The sequence below is a fragment of the Paenibacillus sp. FSL R5-0766 genome (assembly GCF_037971845.1).
In the GTDB taxonomy this organism is placed as follows: Bacteria; Bacillota; Bacilli; order Paenibacillales; family Paenibacillaceae; genus Paenibacillus.
In genome coordinates, this window is the sequence record NZ_CP150227.1 from 164,926 (window position 1) to 190,426 (window position 25,501).

General features: G+C 45.8%; 21 protein-coding genes and 1 tRNA gene. 20 read left to right on the forward strand and 2 right to left on the reverse strand.

The window, feature by feature from the left end; all coding sequences use genetic code 11:
• Positions 1–175 precede the first annotated feature (175 nt).
• From MKY66_RS00820 to MKY66_RS00890, 15 genes are all read left to right on the forward strand, one after another.
• On the forward strand, positions 176–1,765 hold the full coding sequence (locus MKY66_RS00820; protein WP_076216876.1) for an extracellular solute-binding protein: 1,590 nt from the start codon (positions 176–178) through the stop codon (positions 1,763–1,765).
• A 131-nt stretch (positions 1,766–1,896) separates the two neighbouring features.
• Positions 1,897–2,796 carry an ABC transporter permease subunit gene (locus tag MKY66_RS00825; RefSeq protein WP_076216877.1) on the forward strand — a complete coding sequence of 300 codons (900 nt, stop codon included), beginning with the start codon at positions 1,897–1,899 and terminating at the stop codon, positions 2,794–2,796.
• A 70-nt stretch (positions 2,797–2,866) separates the two neighbouring features.
• Positions 2,867–3,739, forward strand: coding sequence for a carbohydrate ABC transporter permease (locus MKY66_RS00830; RefSeq protein ID WP_076216878.1), 873 nt, complete (start codon positions 2,867–2,869; stop codon positions 3,737–3,739).
• Positions 3,740–3,788: 49 nt separating this feature from the next.
• Complete coding sequence (locus tag MKY66_RS00835; RefSeq protein ID WP_076216879.1) at positions 3,789–4,739, forward strand: TIM barrel protein; 951 nt, start codon at positions 3,789–3,791, stop codon at positions 4,737–4,739.
• Positions 4,740–4,930: 191 nt separating this feature from the next.
• Positions 4,931–6,682, forward strand: a complete 1,752-nt coding sequence (locus MKY66_RS00840) for a hypothetical protein (protein ID WP_076216880.1) — start codon at positions 4,931–4,933, stop codon at positions 6,680–6,682.
• A 258-nt stretch (positions 6,683–6,940) separates the two neighbouring features.
• Positions 6,941–8,674, forward strand: a complete 1,734-nt coding sequence (locus MKY66_RS00845) for a tetratricopeptide repeat protein (RefSeq protein ID WP_076216881.1) — start codon at positions 6,941–6,943, stop codon at positions 8,672–8,674.
• A 173-nt stretch (positions 8,675–8,847) separates the two neighbouring features.
• Positions 8,848–9,807 carry a thioredoxin-disulfide reductase gene (gene trxB / locus MKY66_RS00850; protein WP_076216882.1) on the forward strand — a complete coding sequence of 320 codons (960 nt, stop codon included), beginning with the start codon at positions 8,848–8,850 and terminating at the stop codon, positions 9,805–9,807.
• A 161-nt stretch (positions 9,808–9,968) separates the two neighbouring features.
• Positions 9,969–11,000, forward strand: a complete 1,032-nt coding sequence (locus tag MKY66_RS00855) for an AI-2E family transporter (RefSeq protein ID WP_036616412.1) — start codon at positions 9,969–9,971, stop codon at positions 10,998–11,000.
• 444 nt (positions 11,001–11,444) lie between these two features.
• Entirely contained in the window at positions 11,445–12,395 is a 951-nt protein-coding gene (locus tag MKY66_RS00860; RefSeq protein WP_062837749.1) for an ROK family glucokinase, read from the forward strand.
• Between the two features lie 51 nt (positions 12,396–12,446).
• Complete coding sequence (gene rapZ / locus MKY66_RS00865; protein WP_017691251.1) at positions 12,447–13,346, forward strand: RNase adapter RapZ; 900 nt, start codon at positions 12,447–12,449, stop codon at positions 13,344–13,346.
• A 13-nt stretch (positions 13,347–13,359) separates the two neighbouring features.
• Positions 13,360–14,346: a YvcK family protein gene (locus tag MKY66_RS00870; protein WP_017691250.1), complete on the forward strand. Its 987-nt coding sequence runs from the start codon at positions 13,360–13,362 to the stop codon at positions 14,344–14,346.
• A 6-nt stretch (positions 14,347–14,352) separates the two neighbouring features.
• Positions 14,353–15,291 (forward strand): DNA-binding protein WhiA, encoded by a 939-nt coding sequence (whiA, locus tag MKY66_RS00875; protein WP_076216883.1) that lies wholly within the window; start codon positions 14,353–14,355, stop codon positions 15,289–15,291.
• A 254-nt stretch (positions 15,292–15,545) separates the two neighbouring features.
• Complete coding sequence (locus tag MKY66_RS00880) at positions 15,546–15,815, forward strand: HPr family phosphocarrier protein (RefSeq protein ID WP_017691248.1); 270 nt, start codon at positions 15,546–15,548, stop codon at positions 15,813–15,815.
• 156 nt (positions 15,816–15,971) lie between these two features.
• Positions 15,972–16,724: an SIMPL domain-containing protein gene (locus MKY66_RS00885; protein WP_076216884.1), complete on the forward strand. Its 753-nt coding sequence runs from the start codon at positions 15,972–15,974 to the stop codon at positions 16,722–16,724.
• Positions 16,725–17,109: 385 nt separating this feature from the next.
• Positions 17,110–18,204, forward strand: coding sequence for a stalk domain-containing protein (locus MKY66_RS00890; RefSeq protein WP_076216885.1), 1,095 nt, complete (start codon positions 17,110–17,112; stop codon positions 18,202–18,204).
• A gap of 168 nt (positions 18,205–18,372) precedes the next feature.
• Here MKY66_RS00890 and clpP read toward each other — a convergent pair whose 3' ends face one another.
• The gene (gene clpP, locus MKY66_RS00895) at positions 18,373–18,969 is read right to left on the reverse strand and encodes an ATP-dependent Clp endopeptidase proteolytic subunit ClpP (protein ID WP_017691245.1); all 597 of its coding nucleotides are present in this window, start codon (positions 18,967–18,969) and stop codon (positions 18,373–18,375) included.
• Positions 18,970–19,145: 176 nt separating this feature from the next.
• A tRNA-Arg gene (locus MKY66_RS00900) sits at positions 19,146–19,220 on the reverse strand.
• Positions 19,221–19,646: 426 nt separating this feature from the next.
• Here MKY66_RS00900 and MKY66_RS00905 point away from each other — a divergent pair.
• The 5 genes from MKY66_RS00905 (at position 19,647) to gpmI (ending at position 25,454) form a co-directional block, all read left to right on the forward strand.
• The gene (locus tag MKY66_RS00905; protein ID WP_076216886.1) at positions 19,647–20,672 is read left to right on the forward strand and encodes a sugar-binding domain-containing protein; all 1,026 of its coding nucleotides are present in this window, start codon (positions 19,647–19,649) and stop codon (positions 20,670–20,672) included.
• 106 nt (positions 20,673–20,778) lie between these two features.
• Positions 20,779–21,786: a type I glyceraldehyde-3-phosphate dehydrogenase gene (gap, locus tag MKY66_RS00910; RefSeq protein WP_017691243.1), complete on the forward strand. Its 1,008-nt coding sequence runs from the start codon at positions 20,779–20,781 to the stop codon at positions 21,784–21,786.
• 151 nt (positions 21,787–21,937) lie between these two features.
• Positions 21,938–23,119 (forward strand): phosphoglycerate kinase, encoded by a 1,182-nt coding sequence (locus tag MKY66_RS00915; protein WP_076216887.1) that lies wholly within the window; start codon positions 21,938–21,940, stop codon positions 23,117–23,119.
• 36 nt (positions 23,120–23,155) lie between these two features.
• Complete coding sequence (tpiA, locus tag MKY66_RS00920; protein WP_076216888.1) at positions 23,156–23,908, forward strand: triose-phosphate isomerase; 753 nt, start codon at positions 23,156–23,158, stop codon at positions 23,906–23,908.
• Position 23,909: 1 nt separating this feature from the next.
• Positions 23,910–25,454, forward strand: a complete 1,545-nt coding sequence (gpmI, locus tag MKY66_RS00925) for a 2,3-bisphosphoglycerate-independent phosphoglycerate mutase (RefSeq protein ID WP_047841461.1) — start codon at positions 23,910–23,912, stop codon at positions 25,452–25,454.
• Positions 25,455–25,501 lie beyond the last annotated feature (47 nt).

The window sequence follows — 25,501 nt, forward strand, 5'->3', positions numbered from 1 at the left end:
TAGCCTAGGGCCGCGCAGCTTTGAGAAAATAAGCAGTCTGCGAAAATAGGCTTAGCATATAAACCATAATCCGTTTGTAAGCGCTTCCGAAATTGGTTTATTGCTAGAGTTCGGAAAGATGTGGAATACTCGGAGCAAGCCTTAACATTCACGCAAAGTAAAAGGGGATGACAAAATGATTGGAAAAGCAACCAAGGGGAGTAAGAAGAAATGGATGGGTCTGGCACTTACGATGGTAATGGGAGTGTCCTTACTTGCGGGGTGCTCGTCTGCATCAGAAAAAGAATCAGCAGAAGGCGGGGCAACAACTAATGGTGAGCGTGTTACTTTGAAAGTGGAGGTTTTCGATCGTGGTAACAGTCCTTCTCCACATACGATCACGAACAACTACTTAACTAAATTTGTTCAAGAGAAATTCGGCGATCCGAATAACATTGATGTGCAATTCGTACCTGTTCAACGTTCAGAAGAAACAACCAAGCTCAACGTGTTAATGGCCAGCCCAAGCGACGTTCCAGATATTGTGTTTGTATACGACTCCAGTGTGTTCTACCGTTATGCTCAGCAAGGTGGTCTAACTGAAGTAGGTGAACTGCTTAATGAACATGCACCTAACTTAAAAGAATATCTCGGCGAAGACCTGTTGAAATTTGGTCAGCTTGAAGGTCAGCAATTCGCTATTCCAGGTAAACGTGCCATTACGGCTCGTTACAACTCATATATTCGCCAGGATTGGCTAGATAAAGTCGGCATGAATGCTCCAACAACAACGGATGAGCTGTACGAAACGTTGAAAGCATTCAAAGAGAAAGATCCGGGCAATCTGGGCAGCAAAAACATCCCAATGGGTATGGCACTTGCCCCAGCGCAGTACGAAACATTGATTTACTCTTTTATTAAACCCGTACAAGATGGGCTTACGTACAGTCAGCGTTACGAGCTACCGTTGCATGATGGCTTCAAAGATGCGATGCAGTTCCTTAACAAGCTTTACAATGAAGGTCTGATCAGCAAAGACTTCAGTCTTGATGAAGAAAAAACGCAATTGGTCAAAGACTTCCAGAACGGTAATATTGGCTACATGTCTGAGGACGTAGGTCAGATTCTGTATGCAGATGGTATGCTTGATAATTTGTCCAAAAATGTACCGGATAGCAAAGTTGTAGCAGTTGACGCTTACACCAACTCAAATGTGGACAACAAACACATCAAATCACGTTATGGCAGCAACGGTATGTACATCATGATTCCAAAAAGCAGCAAACGTTCGGTTGAAGCAGTGAAATACCTAGACTGGATGGCTTCTGGAACGAACTTGCTGGAGATGAACACCGGTGTCGAAGGTGAAAATTACGATAAGGTTGATGGTGTTCCAGTTGTTAAAGATGATGCACCACAGGATGTCAAAGATCGTGTCTACAACGGTGGTGACATGGCCATCATTGCCAACGGTAAAGTAGTTGGAGATCAGGCAGCCAATGAAGCCGCATGGATTGCAGGCTTCCCTGAACGAAACCAAGAGCTGATGAGACAGTCCATTGATATCGCTAATACGGATACGATCGGACCGGTTATCTTCAGCAAACCAATTGAAGCAGAATCTAAATATGGTACAGCGCTAAATGATAAGTTGAAAGTGCTTATTGTGAAAGCTGCGATGGCTAAACCGGCAGACTTCGAAGCGGTATATGAAAAAGAAATAAATGATTTCATGTCACTGGGTGGCACAGAACTGAAGAAAGAGCTTGAATCAGCACTTCAGTAAGCGTTATCAAATAAACAGGTTCATCTTGTGAATACTAAATCAATATGTAATTTACCGCATAACTTTGGAAGGAACGTGTGCCGCCAGTATGGGCGGCACAGCCGTTTCTCTGTTGATAGGAGGAAACCGACTTGACCATCACATACTTGAAAAGGTATTGGCAATTATATGCGCTCATCTCACTGCCTCTGATCTACTTCTTGATCTTTCGTTACGGCCCAATGTACGGGGTTCAGATCGCTTTTAAGGATTTCAACTTGTTTCAGGGCATCAACGGGAGTGAGTGGATCGGTTTCGATGCTTTTCGCGAGGTATTTGGAATGCGGGACTTCTACACTACATTGCGAAACACCTTCATGCTAAATTTCCTCGACCTGCTTGTTTCGTTCCCTGCTCCAATTATATTGGCAATCATGCTCTATGAAGTTCGATTCAAATGGTTTAAGAAAATATCGCAAACGATTCTGTACATTCCTCACTTTATCTCCTGGGTTATCATCGGGGGAATTGTATACCAATTGTTCGGTAATCAATCCGGTATGGTTAACGGTGTACTGGAGAGTATGGGCTTTAATTCGATACCATTTTTGACAGAGAAAAATCCATGGCTTGTGACGTACCTATTCACAGGTGTCTGGCAAAGTGCAGGGTGGGGAACCATTCTATATCTGGCCGCATTAACCGGCGTCAACAAGGAATTGTTTGAAGCAGCTGAGATCGATGGAGCATCGCGGCTGAAGAGAATCTGGCACATAACGCTGCCAAGTATCAAACCAACCATCGTGACCTTGCTCATTCTTAATCTCGGACATATGGTCAGCATTGGCTTTGATCGACCTTATATTATCGGTAACACAGCGGTACGTGAATATTCAGATGTACTTAGTACCTTTGTATACAGGGTCGGCCTTGAATCAGGACAATACACGCTGGCAACTGTCGTAGGACTATTCCAGGCTGTTGTAGGGCTAATCTTTGTACTTGGCTCTAACTATATTTCAAAAAAGGCAACCGGCGAAGGCATTTTATAAGTTATCAAAGCATGAAAGATACGCCAATCGGCTTGTATTTATAGACCATCAGTAAAGGAGCTGTGCGCATATGAGTGAACGCACCTCAAATCGGATTTTTGATATCGTTAATATCTCCTTTATCAGTTTGTTTGTTATATTCTGTCTGGCTCCATTTTTGCACACCATTGCGATATCTCTAAGTTCTAACAGGGCTATTACTTCGGGAGAAGTGACCATTTTTCCTAAAGAATTTAACTGGGATGCGTATATTCAAGTATTCTCTGATCAATCTATGCTCTACTCATTGGGCTTTACGTCTGTGTTGACAGTGGCAACCACAGTGTTGTGCATGTTATTCACACTTGCTGCTGCATACCCGTTAACCAAGAAAAAATTGAAAGGGCGCAAGCTCTTCATGTATGTCATCATCATTACGATGTTTTTCAGTGGCGGGATGATTCCCGAGTATTTGCTCATTCGTGATCTCAATATGCTTAATTCAGTCTGGGCACTGATCTTACCGGGATTGGTAAGTCCATTTAACCTGATTATCCTGATCTCATTCTTCAGAGGCATTCCTGAAAGTCTGGAAGAATCAGCAGAAATTGACGGCAGCTCACATGTACACACGTTATTCAAAATCATACTGCCATTATCCATGCCTGTACTTGCCACCTTAGCGCTATTCTATGCGGTTGGTCGCTGGAATGGATTCCAGGATTCACTTTTGTATATTAATGATCCCAAGTTGTATCCACTACAATTGAAGCTCTTCCAAATGGTTCAAAACAACATGGTGAGTGAACTTACATTGATGGAAGGTGCTAACCGCACACCACTGACTCCGGAAAGTCTCAAGGCAGCCACAGTTGTATTCGCAACTGTACCCATTCTGCTTGTCTATCCGTGGCTGCAAAAGTATTTTGTCAGCGGTGCCATGCTTGGCGCGGTAAAAGGTTGATATTAAAAACGGGGTAAGCTCCAGCCAATGGGAAGGAGAAGGGAATCAGATGCAGCACATAGATAAGGGCATATATTCATTCTCGACATGTTGGAATATCCGAAAACATGATGTCGGGGAAAATATGATTCGGGAGATTGCGGATCTCGGCTTTCGTCGGGTGGAGCTCAATTATAACGTGACGAAGGAAATGCTCACGACGATTGAGCCCATGATTGAGCGTGGAGAGATCGGAATTTCTAGTGTCCACAACACTTTTCCACATGACCCTGATCCCGATTATGGTACGGACTCCATCTTGCTCGGTTTCGAAGATGAAGTGAAACGTAAGCGGGCGATCGAATTGCTGGTAGAGTCGGCTGAATATGCCCAACGTTATGGGGGAGAAGCTGTTGTTGTACACCCGGGAGAAGTACCTTTTCCTGAGGATATCAGCAAAGACCTTGGAAAGATCTATAACGAGGAAGGTCCGGATTCACCGAAGTATCGCAGCAAATGGGCTGAACTGATGGAGCGGCGGCAAGCTCTCAGTTCAGGGTATGTGGAGAAAATTATCGCCAGTCTGGATGAAGTATGCAATCGGGCGGCAGCTAAGGGTCTGAATGTTCGTTTTGGCATCGAGACGAGATCCAGACCACAACAAATTCCTACCCTTGCCGAAGCCAAGACCATCATTACGGCCCTCAAAGGGGCTCCGGTCGGTATCTGGTACGATACCGGTCATGCCATCATGATGGACCGAATGGGCCTTTATGACAGTGTGGGAGAAATGCAAGGCCTGATGGATGATATCGTAGGGGTCCATATCCATGAGACACTTGGTCTCTCGGATCACTGGTGCCCGTATGTACACAGTAAGGATATGAACTTCTATGATGCCTATCTGCCGATGATTCGCCGTGCACAGGTGAAGGTGTATGAGTTGAAGTCTGCCTGTAAGGCAGAGGAGATCCATGAGAGTCATGACTTGCTTATGAAGAAGCTTGGAGTGACAGAGTAGGCGCGGTGTTGTGGGAAACAGTTTGCATGTTCACAGCATGTGTTTAACGACTGTAAAAATATGATATATACTGACGAGAAAAATGAACTCACCTACGGGCGGTATGAGTAAGCTTCCGGTCTGAATTAAAGGCGCTGAGGCAACATACTCCGCACATCGGGAGAATGCATTGGTATGGAGGGGAACTGCACATGTACAAACAACTGGTGGACAGTAATGACAGAGCGGTAGAAAGAGGCATATCCCGGCAGATGCTTGACCCGGAAAGCCGTTACTATGGAGGGACAATTGATCCCTTTACAGGTGTTGCCTGGGTTAACCATACGACTGGAACACCCACGGATATGTGTTACTGGGGAGCTGCGCTCTCCAATCCGGACTCTATCTATTACCGGGATGAGTCGTTGTTAAATCGACTGCTGTTAGCTACGGAATTTGTACTTCGCTTCCAGCACGACGACGGTTCAATATCGCCTGGCTGGACCAATTACCATTCCCCTCCGGATACCGCATTTGTCGTTGTAGGGTATTCACAGTTGTATCAGCTTCTTCAGCAGCAAGAATGGGAGCCGCTTCAACCTGTATTGAACAATATGAGACTGTTTCTGGAACGTACAATTCCAACCATGCTTACAGGAGGTTGTCATACGCCCAATCATCGCTGGGTGCTATGCGCGGCGCTTGGTTTCCTGCATGAAATATTTGATCTGGAGGAAGCTGTGCAGCGCGCAGAGCAGTGGATAGATGAAGGCATGGATATTACACCCGATGGGGAGTGGACAGAACGGAGCAATGGGATATACAGCGCAGTTAGCGACATTATGTTAATCCATGCCGCACGCCTGCTCAATCGTCCTGAACTGCTGGAACCAGTGAGGCTTAATCTCCGCATGATGGTGTATCTGGTCCATCCAACGGGTGAAATTGTTACGGATTATTCAGGGCGACAGGATCTGGGCAGTGTTCATGATCTGTCACCTTACTATCTGCCTTATGCCATTTTGGCTCGGCTGGACGGTGATCCACTTTTTGCAGGTATGGCAGCCTGGGCTGGAGATACATTGACCGATCCGGGAGTATGTTCGGTGAATACACTCATTCGATTAATGCTTGAGCCGGAGCTTCAACAGACGAATGATACACGTGATGCATTACCGGAACAGTATGAGGTCATGCTGAATGAACATTTTGTACGGGGAGAATATCTGGAGCAGATGGATTCGGTAGGGCATCACGGACGTATCTCGCACAGTCGGATGCATACGGACTTTGGTGCTCCGGTAGCTCGAATTCGGGATGGCGCTACAAGTGTGACTGTGATGACAGAAGTTCCTTCTTTCTTCGCTCTTCGTCATGGCAAGGTGCGCCTGCTGGCTGTGCAACTGGCCTCTTACTTTAATCCAGGGTATGTACCTATGCAGCAAATGACGAGGCTGTCCGAAGGGTATCGACTAACTGGTGAGCAGAAAAAAGGTTACTACGGCCCAATCCCTGCAAACCTGCTGCCAGAATCGGCTGCATCAGCCATCAGTCCATGGTACTTGTTGCCTCATCAGAGTCGTCAGCTTACTCATGAGCAGACCTTCCGTGTAGGAGCAGAGTTACTGCCAACGGAAAACGGATGGAGCATGCATCTATCTGGACAGGAACCGGCGGACATTATGATGCAGTTATCCTTTGTATTCGGAAGCGAAGGTGAGCTGATCTGTGAAGACTCGATTGAAACGAGTGAGGGTCATTATTTGTGGAAAGGCGGTACATTACGCTATACCTGCGGAGAAGACTGGCTGGAGATCACCGGGGGCGAACTGGGTCATCTGGCGGCAACGGTACGTGAGGCAAAACTGCCGGACAAGTGTAAGGTTGTGCTGGTCAATTTCATGACACCTTTTGATAAGACCCTTCATATTTCACTTTCACCTTCGATGGCGTTGAAAAATTAAAGCGATTGAGACTCTATTCTTCGGATGTTAACAAAGTCTATCGTTTTAGTTGATCTAATGCAGTTTCAATTGATGTAGTTACCTGAGTAATATCTGTTTACAAAAAATAAAGATGGCATTTCATCCGTGTATGATGGAATGTCGTCTTTATTTGCATTTTTTTCATAAACGACATGAAACTACATATTGAGAAGTGGGCCTTAAGATGTGGTATACTGAAGAGTATGAATGAAATGCAAAGAGGAGGTGCCTTGGAAGATGAAGGGCAAGCTAGTGCGGGCTGAGGGACACCTTGCCAATATTATACCGATTCACTTGGATGCTTCTTTCTTCTTTGAAAGAGCTGTCCGCTCGCTGGACCGAAATCATGTCGACAAGGCATTAAAATATTTTCGCAAAGCTGTTGAATACGAACCGGAAAATCCGGTAAATCATTGTAATATGGCGGGTATATTATCGGAGAAGGGGGATTACGAAGCCTCCAATGCCATTCTGGCTAACGTGCTGGAAGTGGTAGATCCGTCAATGACGGAATGTTATTTCTATATGGCGAACAATTATGCAAATATGGATCGGTTTGAGGAAGCCGAGCAAGCACTTGTTACCTATCTGGAGGAGGACACCCAAGGTCAGTTCATGACGGAAGCCGAAGAGATGATGGAGCTTCTGTACTATGAGCTGGATCGTCCGACCAAACTGAATCGAATCAAATCACGCAAAGGTGTAGTGGAGCACGATCAGGCACGGGAACTGCTGGAAGAAGGAAAATTTGCACAGGCTGCTGAATTGCTTGAAGGCATGTCTTCTGATTATCCTGATTACTTGGCTGCCCGTAACAATCTGGCACTCGCCTACTATTATATGGGTCTGTTTCCCAAAGCAAAAGAGACCATTGCCGAAGTGCTTGAACAGGAACCAGGTAATCTGCATGCACTCTGTAATCTGGCCATTTTCCATCAAAATGAGAACCGGGCTGATCAAGTGCTGCTTCTGATCAAAAAATTGCGGGTCATCGTGCCATTCCAGCACGAACAAGTCTACAAACTGGCGACAACAATGGGAATTCTGGGCCAACACGATACGGCTTATGTTCACTTCCGGCGTTTGCTCAAGGACGAAGAGACAGCTGCTGATCCGGCACTTGCTCACTATGCAGCCGTGGCGGCTTATAATACAGAACGTTATGATGCTGCTGAGCGTTTATGGCATCATGTGTCCAAGCTTGATCCGGGTTCTGAAGTATCCCGGTATTATCTGTCAGGTCTTGAGGCTGTAAGACAAGGCGAGCAAGAGCCAGAGAAGCTGAGCTATCACTATCATCTGCCATTTGATGAGCAGTTCAGACAGTGGGAGAACTATGGTAGTGGCATACCTGAAGAAATGAAGAATGATCCACTGATTCGCTCATCTTTCTTCTGGGCATTACGTCATGGTGATCGGGCAACCAAGCTACAGGTGATTCATGCGCTTGGGATGATCGGTGACTATGAGGTGCAGCAGGCTCTGCAATCCTTTATTGAAGAGCCTGGAGAAGAACAGGATCTGCTTGAGGCAGCACAAACTGTACTGAACGGATTGAAATCGGCTGAACATGAGGATCGGAATACTCAGGTGGTTCGACCCTTTTCTCCTGTAGCCTTGAAGTCTATTGGGAAGGTTCCATCCACATCAGAGCAATTGGACACTGGTTCAACCTCCCATTGGCAGGCTGTTGTTGATCGTGCGTTACAGATGTCTGAAGCAAAGGCTGAGTTGCAGCAAGAGATGGAACGGCTCTGGACGGATTATGTATCCCGGGTACATCCGGAGGTTCCGGGTACGAAGCAGATTGAGGGTTGGGCTGCAGGACTTGAATATTTGGCAGCGAAGAATCACAGTCGGCCCGTTACCTATCAAAGCATTGCTGAGCGGTATGGGATATCGGCATCAACGGTTAGCAAGTATGCTAAACAGATTCATTCGGTTTGTAACAGCAAGCCACCACTTGTATAGAAAAAGTTCGCTTTAACTCGTTTTCAGAAAGACATCATCAGGTGAAGGATACAACAACCGGGAAAACGGGTAAACTTAACGAATGGGCCTCGTAAACGCCTGTAGGATATCATCTTGGCAAGTTCATCGCTAGTACAACACATTCTCACCTTAATTAAGGAGGCTGTATCTATATGTCTAAATACAGAACGATTGTGATCGGAACGGGACCTGCGGGTCTGACAGCAGCGATATATCTGGCTCGTGCTAATCTGAAACCACTGGTTATCGAAGGTCTTCAGCCGGGTGGTCAATTGACGACGACAACGGAAGTTGAGAATTTCCCCGGTTTCCCGCAAGGTATCATGGGTCCGGAACTGATGGACAACATGCGTAAGCAAGCTGAACGTTTTGGAGCAGAATTCAAAAACGGTTGGGTGGAAGAGGTTGATTTCAGCAAACCGCCCTTCAAGGTCAAAGTTGGAGGAATCGGTGAATTGGAAGCTGAATCGATCATTATCTCCACAGGTGCTTCTGCTCGTTATCTCGGTATTCCGGGCGAGCAGGAAAATGTGGGACGTGGTGTAAGCACATGCGCGACATGTGACGGTTTCTTCTTCCGAGGCAAAAAAATCGTGGTCGTGGGCGGCGGAGACTCCGCGATGGAGGAAGCGAGTTTCCTGACTCGTTTTGCAACAGACGTGACATTGGTTCACCGCCGGGATGAATTGCGTGCATCCAAGATTATGCAGGATCGGGCTCGCAGCAATGAAAAGGTGAAGTGGGCGCTGAACCGTACTCCACTCGAGGTCATACCAGAAGCTTTGGGTGTCAAAGGACTGAAGGTGCGCAACAACGAGACGGGGCAGGAAGAGTTGCTCGAAGCAGATGGCGTATTCGTTGCCATTGGTCACACACCGAATACCGGATTCCTGGGAAATGCGATCACACTGGACGAACATGGCTATGTTGTCGTTAAACCGGGAACAACGGAGACCAATATTCCGGGTGTATTCGCCTGTGGTGATGTTCAGGATACGAAGTATCGTCAAGCTATTACGGCTGCAGGATCAGGATGTATGGCCGCGATGGATTGTGAGAAGTTCCTTGAAGGAAGCATTGTTCATGATTGGAGCGAAACGTTGGATAAATAAGCATTACATGCGTGAGGTTAGGCATATGTTAGGAATAAGAGACAACGGGAAGTCTCATGAATGAGAGAAGCCGGAAGGCTTCTCTTTTTTTGAAACTACAGTGGGCATGAGTTCGTATACATATAGGGCATATTAGCTGTGAGGTGAAGATTTTGGGGGAAATGATAAAAGATTGGTTACAGAATGCGACAGTGAGACGGTTTTTGATCTTGCTCTTGTTCTGTTTAATTTTGTTCAGTATGGGGAGTATGCTGCACATGATTCTGCTGTTGTTCCTGGTGACATATGTCATGAACAGGTTACAGCATTTCATTACAGGTGGTCTGAATCGATTGTTTCCGATCAATTATAAAGTTGTGGTCATCCTGCTCTATATGATCGTGATCGCAGTCATTGTGCTTGGCATATCCAGATATTCACCACGGATCGTGGATCAGGTCGTTCAGTTGACCAACGAGATTATGAAATTTCTGGATAGTGCAGACGGTGATAATTTTGCATCCAAAATTGCGGGTTATCTTCAATCCTTCGATATTAAAAATTACACCAATGATGCATTGAAATATATTTTCGCTTTGAGCAAATGGCTGGAGTTTATTCTGCTTGTCATCATTCTAAGTCTGTTCTTCTTGTTACAGAAGCAGGAGATATCCAAGTTCACGTCCAAGTTCAAAACAAGTAAAATTGGATGGTTCTACAATGAAGTGGCTTATCTGGGAGACAAATTCGTGTCTTCTTTTGGTAAAGTCATTGAGGCACAGCTTCTTATTGCGGTGTTTAATACGGTGCTGACGATACTTGGCTTATGGATTCTGGGCTTCCCGTATCTGTTCGCTCTGACTATTCTGGTGTTCATGCTCAGTCTGGTTCCCGTTGCGGGAGTTATCATCTCACTTGTACCGCTCTGTCTGATCGGGTATCAGATGGGTGGACTGAAATTAAGCATTATTGTAATCATCATGATTATTGTTATTCATGCTTTGGAGACGTACTTCCTGAATCCAAAACTGATGGCACACAAGACCAAATTGCCAATGTTCTACACCTTTATCGTTCTAATTCTGTCGCAACACTTTCTGGGGATCTGGGGACTGATCATTGGTATTCCGATCTTTGTCTTCCTGCTCGATATTCTGGATGTGAACAAGATGGAGAAGACGGAAGAGCCGGTACGTGTGGAAACGAAGTTATAACGCAGAAAATCAACTGAGTTTAACCCCAATTCTACAACTTCAGAATTTTCATAAAAGTAAGGGCGCCTTCTATATGTGGAAGGCGCTTTTTTGTTGGCAATACCGTCATTCGATAGCTCTCTGTATGAGAATGACAGGTGGCGGGGTGCATAAGACGAGTCACCACTATGAGGGGACGATGTTGATCTTTTATGAATGGAACGAGTGAAGATGCAATATCATGAGTTGAGGCTTCCTCTGTTATGGAGGAAGGAATAAAGCGTGCGTTTATAAATGAAGGTAATGAGATTGTATACGTATTCAAAAATGCTATGTGATGTGGTTCACAACCCTGGTGAAGCATGATGTATACAAGGTCTTATCGTCTTGACCCAGGCGTATCCTTCAATTATAGTTGGTACGTAGGACTTAAACTATTTTAGATAGATAAAGGTGGCTTGCAGCATGTCTGAGAAAATCTACGTTGGGGTCGATCTCGGCGGAACAGCAATCAAGGTCGGTATATGCGATGAACAAGGTCAGCTAATGCATACGTATGAAGGACCGACTGAAGTGGATAAGGGCGTAGACACGGTCATCGCCAACATCGAGAAGTATGTCCGACATATCGTAGCCGAATCACCGTACAGCTGGGAACAGCTTGAGGGTGTAGGTGCTGGAGTGGCCGGTTTCACGAATGTACGCGAGGGAATTATCGTTCATGCCCCTAACATCGGATTTCGGAATGTGGCCATTCGTTCGATTCTGGAAGAACGTCTGGGCAAGCCAATCAAAATAGATAACGATGCAAACGTGGCTGCGCTGGGTGAAGTATGGGCAGGTGCCGGCAAAGGCGTAGACAACTGCGTATGTTATACACTCGGTACGGGTGTTGGCGGAGGCTTGATCTTGAATGGCAACATCTATCAGGGTTTCTCCGGTATGGCGGGAGAACTGGGTCATATCAGTGTTGTACCTGATCTGGAAGCCATCAAATGCGGTTGTGGTAAAATGGGATGTGTAGAAACAGTATCGTCTGCAACGGGTATTATCCGTATGGCAAAGGATGCAGTAGAACGTGGTGATCATACGTCACTGGCTCTCGTCGACAAGATTGCAGCCAAAGAAGTATTTGATGCTGCCAAGGCAGGCGATGAAGTGGCACAGCGCATTGTGAATCGTGCGGCCTTCTACCTGGGCAAGTCCATGGCTACTGTAGCGGCTGTCATTAACCCGGAGATGTTCATCATTGGTGGTGGCGTATCCAAAGCAGGTAATTTCTTGTTCGATGAAATCCGTACCGTATTTGCTAAGTTGACACCGGAACCACTCCAAGAAGGGGTTCAGATTCTGGAAGCTACACTTGGTAATAATGCAGGTATTGTGGGTGCAGCAGGTCTTCTCTTGCGTTCCTAGTGACCTCGTAACAATATATGAAGACAGCAATATGATAAGGAGGGGACATTTATGCTTGAAGGTGAAGGATCACCAGGCACAGGCGCCACGCTCATTATCATTACGGGCATGTCCGGAGCAGGTAAAACCATTGCAGTACAAAGCCTGGAGGATCTGGGTTTCTTCTGTGTGGATAATCTGCCGCCGGTATTGATTCCGAAATTTGCGGAACTAATTGAACAGTCAAACGGCAAGATTGGTAAGGTTGCATTGGTTATCGATCTGCGCGGGCGTGAATTCTTTACGGCTCTGTCCGAGTCTTTGAACTATATTAAAGATCATTTTACCATTCATTGCGAGATTTTATTCCTGGATGCTACAGATTCTGTACTTGTTCAGCGTTACAAAGAAAGCAGGCGCAGACATCCACTGGCTCCTGAGGGCATGCCGCTGGACGGCATCCGACTGGAACGCAAGATGTTGGAGGAACTCAAAAACTCTGCGACTCAGGTACTGAATACTAGTACAATGAAGCCTGCTCAACTGAAAGAACGCATCATATCCCGCTTTTCTCATCTGGAAAGCCAAATGCTGTCGGTGAATATTACGTCGTTTGGATTCAAATATGGCATTCCGATTGATGCTGATCTGGTGTTTGATGTACGTTTTTTACCGAATCCGCATTATATTGATCATTTGCGTCCGAATACGGGGCAGAATAGTGATGTCTATGAATATGTCATGAAATGGCCAGAGACACAGGCCTTTCTGACGAAACTGCTGGATATGCTGCATTTCCTGATTCCGCAATACCGGAAGGAAGGCAAAAGCCAGGTTATTATTGGAATCGGCTGTACCGGAGGCAAGCATCGTTCGGTAGCAATATCGGAATATTTGGGCAAGATGTTGGGAAGCAGCGAGACTGAAGCTGTCACCGTGAGCCATCGCGACGCTGACCGGGACCGTCATTGAAGAGGGTGAAGGGATGAAAGAGGCCGGACCACGAAGAGAACGTCCGAGAATAGTTGTAATGGGCGGCGGAACCGGATTATCCGTGATGTTGCGCGGTTTGAAAGAGAAGCCGCTGGATATCACGGCCATCGTCACAGTTGCAGATGACGGTGGAAGTTCAGGCATCCTGCGCAATGAGCTACAGATGCCGCCTCCGGGCGACATTCGCAACGTGCTTACGGCACTGGCTGATGTAGAACCATTGCTTTCAGATATGTTAAAGTATCGTTTCAATACAGGCGCGGGGCTTGCAGGCCACAGCTTGGGGAATTTAATTTTGGCTGCAATGACGGATATTTCGGGCGACTTTGTGACCGCGGTGCGGGAACTTAGCCGCGTGTTTGCCGTTCGAGGTGAGGTATTACCAGCTGCTGGTCAGGCCGTTGTGTTGCATGCGGAGATGGAAGATGGGACAATTATTACAGGTGAGTCCAAAATCCCTGAGGCGGGTGGACGCATCAAACGTGTTTTCCTTGAACCGGATCACGTGGAGCCGTTGCCAGAGGCAGTAGAGGCCATTCGTCAAGCTGACGCCATTCTGATCGGGCCAGGCAGCCTCTATACAAGCATCCTTCCCAATCTGCTCGTACCTAAGCTGGCTGAGGCTGTGGTAGAGGCTGATGCGGTGAAGATGTTTATCTGTAATGTTATGACACAGCCGGGAGAAACAGATAACTATACGGTAAGTGACCACCTTAAGGCGGTACACGAGCATATAGGTCATCAGCTCTTCGACTATGTTATCGTAAATAATGGTGATATTCCGCTGCAAGTGCAAAATAAGTATGCGGAAAAAGGAGCAAAACCGGTTGTACTGGATATGAATGTACTCGAAAGTGCCGGCTATCAGGTGGTTGCAGATACCCTTGTTCTGTTCAAAACCTATCTGCGTCATGATGCCGACAAGTTAAGTCATCACATCTACCAACTGGTACAAAATTGGATGTTACGGAAGAGGTGAAGTCCCATGTCGTTTGCAGCACAGACCAAAAAAGAGTTAACCATGATCGAGAGCGAACCGTGCTGCGAAAAGGCGGAACTTTCAGCCCTCATCCGTATGCTTGGTGCAGTGCAGTTATCGAATAAAAAAGTGATCTTGGATATTTCGACGGAGAATGCCGCCATTGCAAGACGGGCATACTCTCTGCTTAAAAAGCATTTTCAAGTGCATACGGAATTACTGGTCCGCAAAAAAATGCGGCTGAAAAAGAACAATGTATATATTGTTCGTATTCCAACCATGGTACAGGAGATTCTCAATAGTCTTCATATTGTATCGGAAGGTTTTCTGTTTACGCCAGGGATTAATACGGAGTTATTTCAGCAGAACTGTTGTAAACGGGCCTATCTTCGCGGTGCATTTCTGGCCGGTGGATCGGTTAATAATCCGGAAGGTTCCTCGTACCATCTGGAGATTGCGTCCATGTATGAAGAGCACTGTCAGGCACTGGTGGACCTTGCCAATGAATTTCATCTGAATGCCCGGTGTATAGAACGGAAAAAAGGATTCATCCTATACATTAAGGAAGGCGAGAAAATCATTGAGCTGCTCAGCATCATTGGTGCTCATCAGGCCTTGTTCAAGTTTGAGGATGTACGAATTATGCGCGACATGCGTAACTCCGTTAACCGGATTGTCAATTGTGAGACGGCCAACCTGAACAAAACCATTGGAGCCGCGGTAAGACAAATCGATAATATCCGGTTGTTACAAAAGGAAGTTGGTCTGGAATCGCTGCCTGAGAAGCTTCGCGAAGTGGCGGAGGTTCGACTCGCTCATCCGGATATCAACTTGAAGGAAGTTGGCGAGCTCCTTAAAGGTACAGTCAGCAAGTCGGGAGTGAACCATCGGCTTCGTAAAATTGATGAGCTGGCTGAGAAAGTGCGCGCAGAACGTTATGGTTAAGTCGGTGTAGGGTAAAGTAACAAGGTCGGCTGTTTCTGCTGAACAGAAAGGTCGGGAAAGTCAGCCGTTAAGGATCTGGGAGACTCACTCAGGTCATTGGATGCGCTCTGCAAAAGATGAAATAGGGCAAGATAATGTCCGTCAAAGTACCCTGAGTTTTTTCTTCTAGTGTCCTGCACGGGTTAATGGTATAATGTTGTATAAATATAATTGTGTATTTAATGTCCAGATTTCATAATAGGGGGTAAGTTTCCATGACAAAGCACCCGGTAGTTGTCCGTTTGAAAACGGGTCTCCATGCCAGACCTGCGGCACTGTTCGTTCAAGAAGCGAATAAGTACTCGTCTGAAGTGTTCGTCGAGAAGGACGACAAAAAAGTTAATGCAAAAAGTATCATGGGGATCATGAGCCTTGCGATTAGCACAGGTACGGAAATCCAGATTAGTGCAGAAGGCGCGGATGCCGAACAGGCTGTAAACGCTTTAGTTAGTCTGGTAAGCAAGGAAGAGCTCGAAAACCAATAAGATATGATCAATCCAATGAAGAAGTCCCGAAAGGGACTTTTTTGTGTTTTTCACGTTTATGCTATCGTCAAGTGCAACATTATGGAATTTGTCCCGTCTGTTAAGGTATCAAATCGTTTAAAGTTTGAGATGTTAACACATAAGGAGGCTATCGTGATGGGTAAACAATGGATGAAACCGTTTGGTGCGGTGCTGGTGGCAAGTACGTTGCTTGTTGGAGGAACAGCATGGGTTGCACCAGGTAACTATGCTTACGCTGCAGAGGTTCAGGGAGTACAACAGAATGTGATTAATGTTGTGGGTAAAGGTGAGATTCAGGTGAAGCCTGATATCGCTTATCTGTCCATTGGTGTGAACAGTACTGCAGAGACAGCTGCATCTGCTCAAAAAGCGAATGCTGCCAAAGTTCAAAAGGTATCCAACTTGCTGAAAAATACGTGGAAGATCAGTGCAGACGACATTCAAACGAGTCAGTTCTCTGTACAACCAAACTATACGTATAGCGAAAAAGACGGACAGCAAATTAAAGGATATACAGCGCATCATACGCTGACAGTCACATATCGTGAGATGGACAAGATTGGCGAATTGCTCGATGCTGCTTCGGGGGCAGGTGCCAACAACATTGAAAACGTGCGCTTTACTGTAGAAAATCCGGAAAGTTATGAGTCCCAAGTGATTGAGAAAGCTGTTGCCAATGCAGATGTGAAAGCTGGCGCTATTGCAAAAGCAGTTAAACGTCAACTGGGTGCTGTTCTTTCGGTGAGCCAAGGTGATGCCAATGTGCCTGTATTCTATGCAAGCGAGGCGTTGATGTCCAAAGCACAAGATACAGCAGGTGGCACTGAGATTGAAACAGGCCAGGTTAAAGTAATTACAATTCTGAATATCACGTATGAAATGAAATAAAAGATCGAACTAAGGACTGTAAGCTCAAGTAACCTTATCAAGGGTCATTTGAAGGGTAGAACGAAATAATGACAAAGACTTTGTCCTGTGGACAGAGTCTTTTTTGTTGGAAAAGCAAACTTTGATGAAGTTGGATAGGAGGGTACCTTTTTGAAGTAACATGAAATGCTGTTTATTGGTATCTTTTTTGTATAGTTGTTCGTGACAAAAAGGTCATATCCCCATATATTTTCCTACTGATATTCATCAACATTGTAACTCGAGCTGTAAACCTTTCCGAGATTGGGTTAATTATAATAGAGAGGTGAGCGTATGAGATATGCGATCAGGTCAGGATTACATACGCAATGATCCCTAATTGTGAATTCAGAGAGGAGTTTTATATATGACATCATGGAAAAAATGGACAAGTGCGTTGCTCGCGGCAGGAATTATTGTAGGTAGCGGTTCGGTGTGGCAAGACTCGGTTCAGGCAGCATCGGTATCCTCGAAAGTGACAACCCCGGCTGAGGTAACTCTAAAATCGGGTGGAAAAACACTGACTCAAAAAGGACTTCTTCAAGGTGGCTCAACTTGGGTATCTCTTACGGCAGTTAAAGATGTGGCAGGTGGAATGCTGAAATATGATGCGAAAACCAAGTCATATACGGTAACAGCAGCCAACAATGCGATGACCGTTAGCCTGATGGATGGACAGCCAAACGTTTATATTAACGGTTATTACCCTCAGGTGGAAGCGAAATTGATTCAGGGTCGATTGTATATCCCATTCTCGGCAATGAGAGATTATCTGGGTGTACAGGGAGATTGGGATGGCAAAACCAAAACGTTGACCCTCAGCAAGGTGAAACAAAATAACGTGAAAGTTAAAGCGGCAACAGTCAATGTTACGGTGAAAAATGCTATTGTGGATGTTCAATATCCGCAAGTGAGTGGCCTTGCGAGCAAAGAAGCTGAGGTGGCGATCAACAAAGTATTGAAAGATGAAGTGGATGCTCATGTAGCTGCCTTCAAGAAACAAACATCTGAATTCGGCGGTGCAACGGCCGACCGTCCATATGCATTTGAGAGCTCTTATGTAGTGACATATAACGAAAAAGGCGTGTTGGGACTCATTACACAACGATACGAGGATTATGCTGGCGCTCACGGGATGACATACCGTACGGGCCACACCTTTGCACTGGACACAGGTAAGGAGCTTACGTTAGATGATGTGCTGCAAAATAACAAAACCATGCGCGAGACGTTGGGTAAAAAAGTGGGCGATCAACTGAAAGCCCGCGGTGGATACCTCGACGGTTATAAAGGGTTAAATAAAGATCAAGATTTCTATGTGACACCAACGGGTGTAGTTGTGTTCTTCCAGTTGTATGAATATACGGCGTACGCAGAGGGCTTCCCTGAAATGCCATTTACGTATAAAGAGCTTCTCCCTAAAGGCACAGAACCTTTCAGTAATGTAACTGGAAGCAAGTAAAGAATCATCATCGTGCACTCTTAAGTTATCTTTCTTATAAAATGAAAAAGAAGAAGCCCCCATCATGATTATGATGAGGGCTTCTTTGCGTATGGGCAACACACGAAGTGTTGCTGGTTACGTTAGGTTTTGATTACGTTAACTCGTAGACCGGGGTCTACATAACACTTAGATACCTTGGGAACCTACGTTTTCGATGACTTTATCAATGATACCGTAATCGGCGGCTTCAGCAGCACTCATGAAGTAGTCACGATCTGTATCTTTCTCAATCCGCTCCAGCGGTTGACCTGAACGCTCAGAGATGATGCGGTTCAACGTATCACGCATTTTCAAAATGCGACGAGCACGGATTTCGATGTCAGAAGCCTGACCTTGTGCACCACCAAGTGGTTGGTGAATCATAATTTCACTGTTTGGTAATGCAAAACGTTTACCTTTTGCACCGGCATTCAACAAGAATGCACCCATGGAAGCCGCCATACCTACACAGATGGTAGATACATCCGGTTTGATGAATTGCATTGTATCGTAAATCGCCATACCGGCTGTAATCGATCCGCCTGGGCTGTTGATGTATAAGTGAATGTCTTTCTCCGGATCTTCCGCAGCCAGGAACAACATCTGTGCCATAATGGCATTAGCCACTACGTCATTAACATCGCTACCAAGGAAAATAATACGATCCTTCAGCAATCTGGAGTAGATGTCGTAGGCGCGCTCACCCCGGTTGCTCTGTTCAACGACCATTGGAATAAAACTCACGTGAAAAACCTCCTTGGAATGTAAATGTTATTGGTGTTTATACTTAAACTGTTACCGTATTACCCACATAATAAACAATTCCAAACAAAAAGTCAAAGAAAGTCAAACTAACTTGCAAAAAAAAGAAACCTTTCCGGTTTCGTTGGTTAAAAGGGTTATGAGCTGTTAATTAAAAATGGCGCGCCCGCCAAGAATCGAACTTGGATCTCAGGCTTCGGAGGCCTACGTCATATCCATTGGACCACGGGCGCACATTATGTGACAGCAATAATGATTATAGCTCATGAAATATTTAATTGCAAGCAGTTGGTTGTGGTATTGGTTTGGATTAACCTAAAAATGATCATGATGAAGAAGAGTGGATAAAGAGTGCATTTAAGTAAATGCTATTAGAGGTTTTGGACATGCCGTATGAAATGTGATTCTGAGCGATATGTAGATTGGATTCATTTGTTTCTTCTATATATGGTATGCGTGAGCTAGTCCTAGATCATGGAAGTCTAAGATTGTGAAAATAGGCGCGTACAAACGCTGAATGCGTGTCGAAATAACACGTTGAAACACTTGCATGTCACGTCAGTTTTAGGTAGAATAGACGTGGGACTTAAAAAGTTAACCCGGGACGTTTTAGGGCCAAGAAAGAGAGCTTAGAACGAGAACTTGCGGGAGTGGAAAGCATGCGAACGATTTTAGAAATACAAAAGCAGCTTCTGCCTGATCTCATGGATATCTTGAAAAAGAGGTATACGATTCTGCAACAGATCATGTTATCGGATGTGATCGGACGGAGAACGTTAGCTAATTCCATGCAGATGACCGAGCGGGTTCTGAGGGCTGAGACCGATCTGTTAAAGGCTCAGGGACTTATTGAAATTGACAGTGCAGGAATGAAGATCAGCGAGGCAGGGTATGATTTGCTGCAGCAGTTAGAGCCCGTAGCCAAAGAGTTGTTCGGATTATCCGAGCTGGAAGAGCGCATCAAGCAAGCCTACGGTCTGCAAAAGGTAGTTGTGGTTCCTGGTGATTCGGACGTTTCTCCATTTGCCAAAAGGGAACTGGGCAGAGCCGGAGCGAAGGCTCTCGGCAATATCATGAGTGACAACGACGTTGTCGCCGTTACTGGCGGTTCAACAACGGCCGAAGTCGCAGAGCAACTGACTCCGCCAACATCGCTCAAAGGTGTCTGGTTTGTACCAGCACGCGGTGGACTTGGAGAAAGCCTTGAAATTCAGGCTAATACGATCGCATCCACAATGGCAAAACGGGTAGGGGCGCAATACAAACTCCTGCATGTACCGGATTTGCTCAGTGATCATGCCTATGAATCATTAATCCAGGACCCTAGTGTTCAGGAGATTCTGCAGCTGATCAGGCAATCACGGATTGTTATTCATGGAATTGGTGATGCCGTAGAGATGGCCAAAAGACGCAAACTTGCGACGGAGATTATAGATGAACTTCAGGAGCAAGGGGCCGTATCTGAATCTTTCGGTTATTACTTTAATGATCAGGGTGAGGTTGTACATACCATGCTTACACTGGGTATGCGACTTCAGGATATTGAACGAACCGATGTTGTAATTGGAATTGCAGGTGGCAAAAGCAAAGCTGCTGCAATACACTCCGTGTTGCGATTTGGTCAGGAAGATATTCTGATTATTGATGAGGCTGCTGCCGAAGTCATCGTTGCTGAAATGGAATAAGGGTTTACATTGCATCACGACAATTGTTGTCTTGACGGACTTCACCGTCTGTCTTGAATATATAAGTTTCATAAAAAATTAATCAAAACTTGGGAGGAACTTACTCATGATTAAAGTAGGTATTAACGGTTTTGGACGTATTGGACGCTTGGCATTCCGCCGTATTCAAAATGTAGCAGGCATCGAGGTAGTAGCAATCAATGACTTGACTGACGCTAAAATGCTCGCTCATTTGCTCAAATATGATACAACTCAAGGTCGCTTCGATGGCGATGTTGAAGTACACGATGGTTTCTTCAAAGTGAACGGCAAAGAAGTTAAAGTATTGGCTAACCGTAACCCGGAAGAACTTCCTTGGGGCGACCTGGGCGTAGATATCGTTCTGGAATGTACTGGTTTCTTCACAACGAAAGAAGCAGCTGAGAAACACTTGAAAGGTGGAGCTAAGAAAGTTGTTATCTCCGCACCAGCTACTGGCGACATGAAAACCATCGTTTACAACGTAAACCATGAAATCCTCGACGGTACTGAAACTGTAATCTCCGGCGCATCTTGCACAACAAACTGCCTGGCACCTATGGCAAAAACACTGCAAGACAAATTCGGAATCGTTCAAGGTTTGATGACTACAATTCACGCTTACACTGGCGACCAAAACACGTTGGATGCTCCACACCCTAAAGGTGACTTCCGTCGTGCTCGCGCAGCAGCTGAAAACATCATCCCTAACACAACTGGTGCTGCTAAAGCAATCGGTCTGGTAATCCCAGAACTGCAAGGAATCCTTGATGGTGCAGCTCAACGTGTACCAGTAGCTACTGGTTCCCTGACTGAGCTCGTAACTGTTCTGAACAAAAAAGTAACTGCTGAAGAAGTTAACGCAGCTATGCAAGAAGCTTCCGATCCAGAAACTTTCGGATACACAGAAGACGAAATCGTATCTTCCGATATCCAAGGAATCACTTTCGGTTCCCTGTTTGATGCCACTCAAACTAAAGTTCTGACTGTTGGCGACCAACAATTGGTTAAAACTGTAGCTTGGTATGACAATGAAATGTCCTACACTGCACAATTGGTTCGCACTTTGGAGCACTTTGCAAAAATGATTAAGTAATATCTGCAATAACATAGAGCGGAAACAGATGCTATATTGTTTCCGCTCTTTATATATCTACATTTTGCAAATTTCTCAAAAACACCAGGATTGACGAGGGATTATAGCTCTTGATTGGTCCACCAAATACATGGGTGCGGAGGAAATACAGATGAACAAAAAAAGTGTACGCGATATCGAATTGACAGGAAAACGGGCTTTTGTCCGTGTAGATTTCAATGTGCCGCTCGAAGATGGTAAAATTACAGATGACAAACGTATTCGTGCAACGCTTCCTACAATCAACTTCTTGATTGAAAAAGGCGCTAAGGTCATTTTGGCAAGTCACATGGGTCGTCCTAACGGCGAAGTGGTTGAATCCTTGCGTTTGACTCCAGCAGCTGAGCGTTTGTCTGAATTGCTTGGTAAAACAGTTGTTAAAGCTGACGATTCCGTTGGTGACGCTGTTAAAGCTCAAATCGCTGAACTGAACAACGGCGACGTATTGTTGCTTGAAAACGTTCGTTTCCACGCAGGCGAAGAGAAAAACGATTCGGAACTCGCAAAACAATTCGCTGAACTGGCTGACGTTTTCGTTAATGATGCGTTTGGCGCGGCTCACAGAGCACACGCTTCGACTGAAGGAATCGCTCACTTGCTTCCAGCAGTGTCCGGTTTGTTGATGGAGAAAGAACTTGAAGTGTTGGGTAAAGCAATCTCCAACCCTGAGCGTCCTTTCACAGCTATCATTGGTGGATCCAAAGTTAAGGACAAAATCGATGTAATCGACAACCTGCTGAACATTGCAGACAACGTAATCATCGGTGGCGGTCTGACTTACACGTTCTTCAAAGCACAAGGACATGAAATTGGACAATCCTTGCTGGATGATTCCAAACTTGATGTTGCTCTCGGTTTTATTGAAAAAGCGAAAAAATTGGGCAAAAACTTCTACCTGCCGGTAGATATCGTAGTGTCTGACGATTTCAGTGCGAAAGCAAACACACAAATCGTTGACATCGATGGCATCCCAGCAGATTGGGAAGGTATCGACATCGGTCCTAAAACACGTGAGATCTATGCTGACGTTATCAAAAACTCCAAATTGGTTGTATGGAACGGACCAATGGGCGTATTTGAAATCGAGCCATTCTCCCACGGTACTCGTGCAGTAGCAGAAGCTTGCGCTGAGACAGAAGCTTACACTGTAATTGGTGGCGGTGACTCCGCAGCAGCAGCTGAGAAGTTCAAATTGGCTGACAAGATGAACCACATCTCTACAGGTGGTGGTGCATCGCTCGAGTTCATGGAAGGTAAAGTACTTCCAGGCGTAGTGGCATTGAACGACAAGTAAGTTTTAGTAGCCTATAGCATGAAGGAGTTGAAACCCATGAGAACACCGATTATCGCAGGTAACTGGAAAATGTTCAAAACGGTTTCCGAATCCAATGACTTCATTCAGGAAGTTAAAGGAAAAGCGGAAGTTGAAGGCGTGGAGACTGTAATCTGCGCACCGTTTACAAATCTGCCATCCCTGGTAGAAGCCGTTAAAGGCACAAACATCAAAATTGGTGCACAAAATCTTCACTTTGAAGATAACGGTGCATTCACAGGTGAAATCAGCGGCGTGATGCTGAAAGACCTGGGTGTGGATTATGTCATTATTGGTCACTCGGAGCGCCGTCAATATTTTGCGGAAACCGATGAGACTGTCAATAAAAAGTTGCATGCAGCATTCCGTCACGGATTGACTCCAATCTTTTGCCTTGGTGAGACGCTTGAAGAGCGTGAAGCGAACCAAACAAAAGACGTATGCAAAGTGCAAACAGTAGCTGCTTTTGCAGGTCTGTCTGCAGAGCAAGCGGCACAAGTTGTTATCGCTTATGAGCCAATCTGGGCGATTGGTACAGGCAAATCCTCCACTTCCCAAGATGCGAATGAAGTTATTGCTTACATCCGTACACTGGTGAAGGATCTGTACAACGAGACGGTTGCGAGTGCAGTTCGTATTCAATACGGCGGCAGTGTTAAACCGGAAAACGTAACAGAATACCTCGGACAAAGCGACATCGACGGCGCACTTGTTGGCGGTGCCAGCTTGCAGCCGGCTTCGTTCATCGCGCTTGTTGAGGGGGCGAAGTAAGATGACAGCTCCAAAACCTGTAGCACTGATCATCATGGATGGCTTTGGTCTGCGTAACACGGTGGAAGGCAACGCGGTAGCGCAAGCCAAGAAACCGAACTACGACCGTTTCATGAGCCAATTCCCACATACAACACTCACTGCTTGCGGTGAAGCTGTAGGTTTGCCAGAAGGGCAAATGGGGAATTCCGAGGTAGGTCACCTGAACATTGGTGCCGGCCGGATCGTATACCAGGATTTGACCCGTATCTCCAAATCCATTCGTGACGGCGAGTTCTACGACAATGAAACACTTGTCAAAGCTGTTCGCGAAGCGAAACAAAGCGGCAAAAAGCTTCATCTTTACGGTTTGTTGTCCGATGGCGGCGTACATAGTCACATCGACCACCTGTTTGCTATGCTGGATCTGGCCAAAAAAGAAGAAATGAACGATGTATATATTCATGCCTTCATGGATGGCCGTGATGTTATGCCAGACAGTGGTAAAGACTTCATGCAGAAGCTGATCGCTAAGATTGAAGAAGTCGGAGTAGGTAAAATCGCAACGGTTCAAGGTCGCTATTACGCGATGGACCGTGACAAACGTTGGGAACGGGTTGAGAAATCATACCGCGCCATCGTTTATGGAGATGGACCAAAATACACCGACCCACTCAAAGCGGTTGAAGAATCTTATGAGAAGTCCGTATTTGATGAATTCGTTGAACCAACGGTTATCGTCAAAGCGGATGGTGAGCCGGTAGGTTTGGTAGAAAGCGGCGATTCCGTTATCTTCCTCAACTTCCGTCCTGACCGTGCGATCCAGTTGTCGCAAGTATTCACAAACCAGGATTTCCGCGGTTTCGATCGTGGTCCGAAGTTCCCTGTGGGCTTGCACTTTGTATGCTTGACCTTGTTCAGTGAGACGGTTGAAGGTTATGTGGCTTATTCGCCGAAGAACCTCGACAACACCCTGGGTGAAGTTCTGGTACAGAACAATAAAAAACAACTGCGCATTGCAGAAACTGAGAAATACCCGCACGTTACCTTCTTCTTCAGCGGCGGTCGTGATGTAGAGCTTCCGGGCGAAACTCGCGTACTGATCAACTCACCAAAAGTTGCAACGTATGATCTGCAACCAGAGATGAGCGCGTATGAAGTGGCTGACGCATGTGTTCGTGAGATCGAAGCAGACAAACATGACGCCATCATTCTGAACTTTGCTAACCCTGACATGGTTGGACACTCCGGCATGCTGGAGCCTACCATCAAAGCGGTTGAAGTAACAGATGAGTGTATGGGCCGTGTTGTGGATGCAGTACTTGCCAAAGGTGGCGTTGTACTGATCACTGCGGATCATGGTAACGCGGATATGGTGTTCGATGAGAAAGGACGTCCGTTCACAGCTCATACAACGAACCCGGTTCCATTCATCGTCACCGATGCCAATGTAACCCTGCGTGAAGGCGGAATCCTGGCGGATATCGCGCCTACGATCCTTGACCTGATGCAATTGCCTAAACCGGCTGAGATGACAGGTACATCCGTCATCGCTACCCGCAAATAAGTTACGCAACAACATATATGAAATTGGGAAGTTTGGAGTTTACCCCC

What these genes read in the sequence shown, in the direction of transcription:
- MKY66_RS00830 (WP_076216878.1), top strand. Translation starts at nt 2,867, where the DNA reads ATGAGTGAACGCACCTCAAATCGGATTTTTGATATCGTTAATATCTCC.
- MKY66_RS00835 (WP_076216879.1), top strand. Translation starts at nt 3,789, where the DNA reads ATGCAGCACATAGATAAGGGCATATATTCATTCTCGACATGTTGGAAT.
- MKY66_RS00860 (WP_062837749.1), top strand. Translation starts at nt 11,445, where the DNA reads ATGTCTGAGAAAATCTACGTTGGGGTCGATCTCGGCGGAACAGCAATC.
- gpmI (WP_047841461.1), top strand. Translation starts at nt 23,910, where the DNA reads ATGACAGCTCCAAAACCTGTAGCACTGATCATCATGGATGGCTTTGGT.
- MKY66_RS00845 (WP_076216881.1), top strand. Translation starts at nt 6,941, where the DNA reads ATGAAGGGCAAGCTAGTGCGGGCTGAGGGACACCTTGCCAATATTATA.
- MKY66_RS00885 (WP_076216884.1), top strand. Translation starts at nt 15,972, where the DNA reads ATGGGTAAACAATGGATGAAACCGTTTGGTGCGGTGCTGGTGGCAAGT.
- trxB (WP_076216882.1), top strand. Translation starts at nt 8,848, where the DNA reads ATGTCTAAATACAGAACGATTGTGATCGGAACGGGACCTGCGGGTCTG.
- MKY66_RS00870 (WP_017691250.1), top strand. Translation starts at nt 13,360, where the DNA reads ATGAAAGAGGCCGGACCACGAAGAGAACGTCCGAGAATAGTTGTAATG.
- gap (WP_017691243.1), top strand. Translation starts at nt 20,779, where the DNA reads ATGATTAAAGTAGGTATTAACGGTTTTGGACGTATTGGACGCTTGGCA.
- MKY66_RS00890 (WP_076216885.1), top strand. Translation starts at nt 17,110, where the DNA reads ATGACATCATGGAAAAAATGGACAAGTGCGTTGCTCGCGGCAGGAATT.
- whiA (WP_076216883.1), top strand. Translation starts at nt 14,353, where the DNA reads ATGTCGTTTGCAGCACAGACCAAAAAAGAGTTAACCATGATCGAGAGC.
- MKY66_RS00915 (WP_076216887.1), top strand. Translation starts at nt 21,938, where the DNA reads ATGAACAAAAAAAGTGTACGCGATATCGAATTGACAGGAAAACGGGCT.
- tpiA (WP_076216888.1), top strand. Translation starts at nt 23,156, where the DNA reads ATGAGAACACCGATTATCGCAGGTAACTGGAAAATGTTCAAAACGGTT.
- MKY66_RS00840 (WP_076216880.1), top strand. Translation starts at nt 4,931, where the DNA reads ATGTACAAACAACTGGTGGACAGTAATGACAGAGCGGTAGAAAGAGGC.
- rapZ (WP_017691251.1), top strand. Translation starts at nt 12,447, where the DNA reads ATGCTTGAAGGTGAAGGATCACCAGGCACAGGCGCCACGCTCATTATC.
- MKY66_RS00855 (WP_036616412.1), top strand. Translation starts at nt 9,969, where the DNA reads ATGATAAAAGATTGGTTACAGAATGCGACAGTGAGACGGTTTTTGATC.
- MKY66_RS00820 (WP_076216876.1), top strand. Translation starts at nt 176, where the DNA reads ATGATTGGAAAAGCAACCAAGGGGAGTAAGAAGAAATGGATGGGTCTG.
- MKY66_RS00905 (WP_076216886.1), top strand. Translation starts at nt 19,647, where the DNA reads ATGCGAACGATTTTAGAAATACAAAAGCAGCTTCTGCCTGATCTCATG.
- MKY66_RS00880 (WP_017691248.1), top strand. Translation starts at nt 15,546, where the DNA reads ATGACAAAGCACCCGGTAGTTGTCCGTTTGAAAACGGGTCTCCATGCC.